The sequence below is a fragment of the Kitasatospora sp. NPDC057542 genome (genome assembly GCF_042801945.1).
GTDB lineage: Bacteria > Actinomycetota > Actinomycetes > Streptomycetales > Streptomycetaceae > Kitasatospora.
Genome location: NZ_JBHVFE010000443.1, coordinates 1 through 7367, shown reverse-complemented (window position 1 = coordinate 7367; position 7367 = coordinate 1). Strand labels below are relative to the sequence as shown.

The window sequence follows — 7367 nt, the reverse complement described above, 5'->3', positions numbered from 1 at the left end:
GCCCGGAGCCGTGCGGCTCCGGGCCTTCGCGTGGAACGACTGCCGTCGATCAGTCCAGGTAGTCGCGCAGCACCTGGGAGCGCGACGGGTGGCGCAGCTTCGACATGGTCTTCGACTCGATCTGGCGGATGCGCTCACGGGTGACCCCGTACACCTTGCCGATCTCGTCCAGCGTCTTCGGCTGGCCGTCGGTCAGGCCGAAACGCATCGAGACCACGCCCGCCTCGCGCTCGGACAGGGTGTCCAGAACCGAGTGGAGCTGCTCCTGGAGCAGGGTGAAGGAGACCGCGTCGGCCGGGACGACCGCCTCGGAGTCCTCGATGAGGTCACCGAACTCGCTGTCGCCGTCCTCGCCCAGCGGGGTGTGCAGCGAGATCGGCTCGCGGCCGTACTTCTGGACCTCGATGACCTTCTCGGGGGTCATGTCGAGTTCCTTGGCCAGCTCCTCCGGGGTGGGCTCGCGGCCCAGGTCCTGGAGCATCTGGCGCTGGACGCGGGCCAGCTTGTTGATGACCTCGACCATGTGCACCGGGATGCGGATGGTGCGGGCCTGGTCGGCCATGGCGCGGGTGATCGCCTGACGGATCCACCAGGTGGCGTAGGTCGAGAACTTGTAGCCCTTGGTGTAGTCGAACTTCTCGACCGCACGGATCAGACCGAGGTTGCCCTCCTGGATCAGGTCCAGGAAGAGCATGCCGCGACCGGTGTAGCGCTTGGCCAGCGAGACCACCAGACGGAGGTTGGCCTCCAGCAGGTGGTTCTTGGCCCGGCGGCCGTCCTCGGCGATGATCTCCAGCTCGCGCTTGAGCTTCGGGGCGAGCTTGTCGGCGGCCGAGAGCTTGTCCTCGGCGAACAGGCCGGCCTCGATGCGCTTGGCGAGCTCGACCTCCTGCTCGGCGTTGAGCAGCGGGACCTTGCCGATCTGCTTCAGGTAGTCCTTGACCGGGTCGGCGGTGGCACCGGCGACGGCGACCTGCTGGGCCGGCGCGTCGTCCTCGTCGTCGTCGGAGAGGACGAAGCCCTCCGACTCCTCCTCCGGGCCGGTGCCCTCGGCCTCGGCCTTGTCGCCGGGCAGCGCGACGTCCTCGAGCAGCTCCTCCTCGCCGAGCAGCTCCTCGTCGCCCTTGGCGGTCTTGCCTGCGGCGGTCTTCTTGGCGGCGGCCTTCTTGGCCGGCGCTGCGGTCTTCTTGGCCGCGGCCTTCTTGGCCGGGGCAGCCTTCTTCGCGGGAGCCGCCTTCACCTCGGAGAGGACGGTGGTCGCCTCCGAGGAGGTGATCTCGGCGGAGACGGTGGGGGCCGGGGCCGCAGCGGCCGCGACGGCCGGGGCCGCGACGGGGGCGCCGGGGGCGATCCGCACCGGCGGCTTGGTCGGGGCCGACGGGGCGGCCGGGGTCCGGGTGGTGACAGCCTTGGTGGCGGTGCGCTTGGTGGGGCTCTTGGCAGCAACGCTCTTGCGCTTGGCGCCGGCCGGTTCGGCCGCGCTGACCATGAGGTCCACACCCTCCTCAATCAGCACCTGATTGAGGCTGCGCATGACGTTCTTCCACTTGGTGACCGGGATCTGGTCCGCCTCGAACGCCTGGCGCACGTCGTCACCGGCGATCTGCCCCTGGGCCTTGCCCCGCTCGATGAGCGCCAGCAGAGCCGCGGACTCGGCGATCTCGGGGGGAAGCGAACGGGATGTGCTGGCCGACACGAACTACCTCTCGGACGATGAGTGGACTCGAACCCGTACCGGCCGCCCGAGCGGGCGGGGAAGGAGATCGCGCGTCGGGCGCGCGGTGTCGATTCCGACCGACTCGGGCTTGAGGACTGGGTTTGCAGGACGGCAGCAGCGCCGTGGACCAACACAGCATTCTGACATGTTGGAGTATTCCGGAGCTGCTTCCGCTCAGGACACATCGCTGCTACTCGTCAAGTGTTACGCATGGCCTTCGTGTCGCGGGTCACACCACCCGGCGTCCGCAACCCGGGGCCGCTTCCATCATCGCGCACTCTCGGAACGAATCATTGTCATGGACAAGCCCTGGAGCGGCCCCGCCTTCCCGGTTCGCATTCCGGGGGCGGCTGCCCGCTCCGGGGCCGACCGCCTTTTCGGGATCCGGCCGCCTCGTCCGGGCCCGGCGGGCGACGGCATGCGAAGGCCCTCCGGCGGCGCCGCGCGGCGCGACCGGAGGGCCCTGGCGGAGCGGACCGCCGCCGTCCGGCGCCTCCACTCGTGGAAACAGCCCGTTCAGTGCTCCCTGGGCGCGGGGACGGACGGCTCGATCTCGGGATGGACCGTGAGCAGCGCCCGCATCGCGGCCTCGCCCGCGGTGCCGTCGCCGGCGCCCAGCGCGTCCACCAGTCGGGCGTGCAGGCCGACCGAGGACTCGGAGGGCCGCTCGCAGGAGGTCGCCGGACCACCCGAGACCTGCAGGGCGCAGGCGACGATCCCGGACAGGTGCTCCAGCATCCGGTTGCCGGCCATCTGGAGGACCAGGCTGTGCAGCTCGGCGTCGGCCCGGGTGTAGGTGGAGAGGTCGGCCTGGGAGGCTGCGTGGCCCATGATCTCGACCAGCTCGACCAGACGCTGCTGGACGTCCTCCCGGCCGTGACCGGCGGCGAGCCGGGCGGCCAGCGGCTCGATCGCCCAGCGGAGCTCGGACAGCTCCCGGCGCTGCTCGTCCCGCTGCGGACCGAAGGCACGCCACTCGATGATGTCCGGGTCCAGCAGGTTCCAGTCACCGACCGGGCGGACCCGGGTGCCGACGTTCGGCCGGGCACTGACCAGGCCCTTGGCCTCCAGCACGCGCAGAGACTCGCGGACGACGGTCCGGGAGACCTCGAACCGCTGGCCGATCTCCTCGGGCACCAGCGGGCGGTCGGCACCGAGGTCGCCGGAGACGATCATCTGGCCGAGCTGCTGGACCAGCTGGCCGTGCAGACCGCGGCCGCGGCTGCTGGTGGTCTTGCGGCCGACCCGGGCGATGTCGGACTCGGCGCCCTCCCAGCGGGGCGCCGGCGGGGTCGGCCGGTCGGCGTACGAGAAGCGGTCCAGGTCGCCGGGGCCGGGGATGGGCCCTTCGGCAGAACGGGCGGGGGTCATGGTGGGGTGCGCAAGGGTACTCACGCCTCCTTTGTCGGCGATCGGCCGGCGCGGCTTGAGAATTCTCGTGAAAAGCACACGAAAGGGTGATCGACCGCGACTGGATAATTGACTTCTTATCAGGAAGAAACGCTCATTACGGTCACTGCTGGTCGATCTTGGTGGTCCCGGGCAGGACCGTGCTCGCGGAGCAGCCGCGAAGCCCTAGCGAGCCCCACCCGGGCGGCTCCGCGCCCGATGTGGCGCTACAGGGCGCGACGGCGGGCCTGGGCCAGCAGGGAGGCGAACAGCAGGACCGTCGCAGGCGTCGCGACCGCGGCGAGCAGCGCCGGATCGGACAGCGCCGCACTCCCGGCCGCCTCCTCGTCGGGACCCCCGTACACCCAGCCGTAGGCCCACTCGATCCCCGACTGGAACGGCAGCTCGACCGCCCGGGTCGGCCACGGCCTGCCGGTGTGGTGCGGCAGCAGGGTGACGCAGGACTCCAACAGCGTCGGCAGCGCGCAGAGCAGCAGCACCCCGGACCCGGCGCTGCGGGTCAGCGAGGCGGTCAGCACCCCGGTCCAGCCCGCCAGCACGGTGAGCAGGACGAAGGCCAGCAGCGCGGCGGGCACCCCGTGGCCGGCCGCCAGCCCCAGCGGGGCGAACACGGCAGGCAGGTCGGACAGCCCGGACATCCCGGCGCCGGTCAGCGCCTCGGACACCCGGTCCGACAGCGCGGCCGGGTCCGCCCAGGCCGACACCGTGACGCCGTCCGGCAGCGCGAGGTGCACGACCACCGTGTCGAGCAGCAGGGTGGCCAGCGCCAGCAGCCCCGCCGTCGGGCCGATCACCAGCAGCTTGGCCAGCAGCAGCCGCACCCGGCGCGGGTACGACACCTGCGAGGCCGGCAGCCCCGGGTGGCGCACCTCGTGGCCGTACGAGAGCGCGCCCAGCAGCCCGGCGCCGAGCGCGGCGAAGGGCAGCGGGGTCAGTGGGAGGGCTGCGGTCAGCAGTCGCACTCCGGCCGGGGCCGCCAGGGGGCCGTCCGGGGCCTGGCTCGCCAGGACGGCGGCCACGACGGCGTCGCCGAGCAGCACGGTGGCGAGCAGCAACCAGGTGGAACGCAGGCCGCGCAGGCGGCGCAGCTCGTAGGCCAGGGCACGCACGGTTCACTCGCTCCGGTGGTCGTCGGGGATGGCGGGGGCTGCGGGAGTGGCAGGGGTCCGGGCGGCGGTCGTGCCCGAGTCGGGGCGGCGGAGGCGGACGGTGTCGTCGGTGAGCAGGTCATCGGTGCTCACCCGGCTGCCGGGGGGCCGGACCCGGGCGGGCGCCTGCGGCGAAGCCGGGGCCAGAACCGAGGCCGTGGCCGGGTCGTCGCGGAAGAGCCGGTCGACGGCCACGGTGGGGGCGGGTTCGGCAATGGCACCGGACCCGTTCTCCACAGCGGGCTCGGGGCGGCGGCCGGCCAAGCCGAGAACGGGGAGCGCGGTGGGGAGTGCCGCAGCGGAGGCCACGGCGGGCAGGGCGCGGGTGGGCAGGGAGCCGCCCTCCCGGGGTCGGTGGCGGGCACTGCTCTTCGGGGCGGTGGTGGCCTCGGCGCCGGCTTCGGCGGCGGAGGCGGCGGCTTCGGTGACGGAGGGGGAAGCCGGGGTCGTCGCGGGCTCGACCGGGCACGTCACGGCTTCGGCCGGGGCCGGCACAGCGGCCGTCCCGGGGAGCCGGCCGACCGCCGGCTGCGGGGTCCGCTCCCGGTCCGCGTCCGCGCCCGGATCGGCCTCGGGTCCGGGGCCGAGGCCGAGATGGCGGGAGCGACCCGAGCCGGCCGACAGGACGACCCGCGGCGCCGGCTGTTCGACCACCCGGTCGGCCAGCTCGTGCAGCAGGATCCCGTGGCGGTAGGCGAGTTCGCCGATCTCGGTGCGGTCGATGCCGGCCACCGCGAGACCCACGCTGCCGTCCCGGCGGACGTCCGCGCCCTGCTTGACCAGCAGGTCCGCCAGCCGCGCCATCTGCGGCCCCCGGACGGCCACTTCGGGGCTGAGCCTGGTCCGCCGGAACTCCGCGACCGGCTGGTCGGCCACCAGGCGGCCGCGGTCCAGGGTGACCACCCGGTCCGCGAGCTGGGAGGCCTCCTGCGGGGTGCGGGTGGTCACCAGGACCGTTCCGCCGGCGGCGCCGAAGGAGCGCAGGAAGGAGTGGAACCACTCGACGTTGCGCGGCGACAGGCCGTCGGCGGGCTCGTCCAGCAGCAGCGCACCGGGGTCGCCGAGCAGCGCTGCGGCCAGGGCCAGGCGGCGGTGCATGCCAGGCGAGAAGGTGCGCAGCCGCTGCCCGGCGACGGCGGCCAGCCGGGTCTGCTCCAGCAGTTCGTCGGCCCGTCGGGCCGGGACGCCGGCGGCCGCCGCGAGCATCCGCAGGTGGCTGCGCGCCTTGCGGCCCGGGTGTCCGGCCACCGCGGCTGCCCCGGTGCCGGGCAGCAGCACCCCGACCTCGCGCTCGGGGTGGCGCAGCCGGCGGTAGGGGCGGCCGTCGAAGAGCGTGACGCCCTGGCCACGTTCGAGTTCGAGCATCAGCCGCAGCGCGGTGGACTTGCCCGCCCCTTCGGCGCCGAGCAGCGCGGTCACCGTGCCGGGCCTGGCGTCGAAGGTCAGATCGAGCACCGCGGGCGGAACGCCCTTGCGATAGACCTTGGTCAGTCCGGTGATCTGGATCATCGCTGGCTGCTCCCATGCCCTCGGCCCACCTGCTCGACGCGGAGCGCCCCTGACGGCGGGCATGCACCCGCGCGGCTCCGCGCCAGCACATTAGGGGGCGGCAACGGCTATTCCGGGCATTACGGGAACGGCACGGGCCCGCCGACTGCCCGCCTCACCCGATCAGGGGACAATCCGATCCTGCGATTCACGGGCGGCCGGTCCGTTCCGAGGGCTCCGGCGGCTTCGGCCGGGCGGAGCGCAGCGCTCGGTGGAGGGGCGCGGCTCCTACCGAGGGGGCCAGGGCGGGAGCGGGAGCTGCTCGCCGCCGCACACCGCGTGGAACTCGTCGACGGCGGCCTGGCCCTCGACCGCGATCTCGCCCAGCCTCTCCCGCTCGGCGGCCAGCCGTTCCTGCACCGCGGCGATCGTCTCGGGCGCCGCCGGCTCGGCCTGCAGCGCGGCCAGTTCCTTCTCCGTGTCGGTGGTGGTCTCGTCGAGGCTCCGGTAGTCCGCCACCAGCCCCTCGATGAGGGTTCGCTGGTTGGCGCAGTCCTTGATGGCCATCGCAGGGCTCCCTGGGCCGGAAGACCTCCGGCCCGGCGGCCGGAGCGTCCACCGACACTCTGCGCCGCCGTCCCCCGGGTCCGCAGCCAGGCCAGGCCATTCGGCTGCCCGGGGCCACACCGCGGTGGGACGGGTCCGGGGCCCGGGTCCGGGCGGGCTGGGCACGGAGTCGGGGGCTCAGGACTCCGGACGGAGCATGGGCGGGTTGAGAACGGTCGCCCCGCCGGCAGTGAACAGCTGGGCCGGTCGCCCACCCTGACGGGTCGTCGTGCCGCCCGAGGGCAGCAGGAAGCCGGGGGTGCCGGTGACCTTGCGGTGGAAGTTCCGCGGGTCCAGTGCCACACCCCAGACCGCCTCGTAGACCCGGCGCAGCTCGCCGACGGTGAACTCGGTCGGGCAGAAGGCGGTGGCGAGGGAGGAGTACTCGATCTTGGAGCGGGCGCGCTCCACGCCGTCGGCGAGGATCAGGCCGTGGTCGAAGGCGAGCGGAACGCCGTCGGCCGGGTTCTCGCCGAGGAGTTCACCGACCGGGGCCCAGCGGGCGCTGCTGGCGTCGCCGCCGGCCCGGGGCGTCGGCAGGTCGGGGGCGAGCACCAGGTAGGCGACGCTGACCACGCGCATCCGGGGGTCGCGCTGCGGGTGGCCGTAGGTGGCGAGCTGCTCCAGGTGGGCGCCGGCCGCGCCGGGGCCGACGGCATCGTGGCCGGGGGCGGTGTGGGCACGCAGACCGGTTTCCTCGGCCAGCTCGCGGGAGGCGGCCTCGGCCAGGCCCTCGTCGGGGCGGACGAAGCCGCCGGGCAGCGCCCAGTACCCCTGGAACGGCGGCTCGCCTCGTCTGACCAGCAGGGCGCAGAGCGAGTGGTCGCGCACCGTCAGCACCACCAGGTCAACCGTGACAGCGAACGGGGGGAAGGCCGACGGATCGTAACGCGACATGGCGACGATCATAGTCGTCTCTCTGACGATAAGCACAGGCCCGTGCGTGGGCCGCGCGGGGCCGGTGCCCCCGCCCGGCCCGGCGCGGCTCGCGTCCGGCC

General features: G+C 73.7%; 6 protein-coding genes. All 6 read right to left on the bottom strand.

The window, feature by feature from the left end:
- Positions 1 to 49: 49 nt before the first annotated feature.
- Complete coding sequence (locus ACFU7Y_RS35875) at positions 50 to 1696, bottom strand: RNA polymerase sigma factor (protein WP_380770869.1); 1647 nt, start codon at positions 1694 to 1696, stop codon at positions 50 to 52.
- A gap of 537 nt (positions 1697 to 2233) precedes the next feature.
- A complete protein-coding gene (locus tag ACFU7Y_RS35870; protein WP_308020286.1) occupies positions 2234 to 3166 on the bottom strand; it encodes a FadR/GntR family transcriptional regulator in 933 nt (310 codons plus the stop codon).
- 167 nt (positions 3167 to 3333) lie between these two features.
- Positions 3334 to 4236 (bottom strand): hypothetical protein, encoded by a 903-nt coding sequence (locus ACFU7Y_RS35865; protein ID WP_224283954.1) that lies wholly within the window; start codon positions 4234 to 4236, stop codon positions 3334 to 3336.
- Positions 4237 to 4239: 3 nt separating this feature from the next.
- On the bottom strand, positions 4240 to 5784 hold the full coding sequence (locus ACFU7Y_RS35860; RefSeq protein WP_380770868.1) for an ATP-binding cassette domain-containing protein: 1545 nt from the start codon (positions 5782 to 5784) through the stop codon (positions 4240 to 4242).
- Positions 5785 to 6051: 267 nt separating this feature from the next.
- The gene (locus ACFU7Y_RS35855; protein WP_224283952.1) at positions 6052 to 6330 is read right to left on the bottom strand and encodes a hypothetical protein; all 279 of its coding nucleotides are present in this window, start codon (positions 6328 to 6330) and stop codon (positions 6052 to 6054) included.
- A 177-nt stretch (positions 6331 to 6507) separates the two neighbouring features.
- Positions 6508 to 7266: an NUDIX domain-containing protein gene (locus ACFU7Y_RS35850; RefSeq protein ID WP_224283951.1), complete on the bottom strand. Its 759-nt coding sequence runs from the start codon at positions 7264 to 7266 to the stop codon at positions 6508 to 6510.
- Positions 7267 to 7367 lie beyond the last annotated feature (101 nt).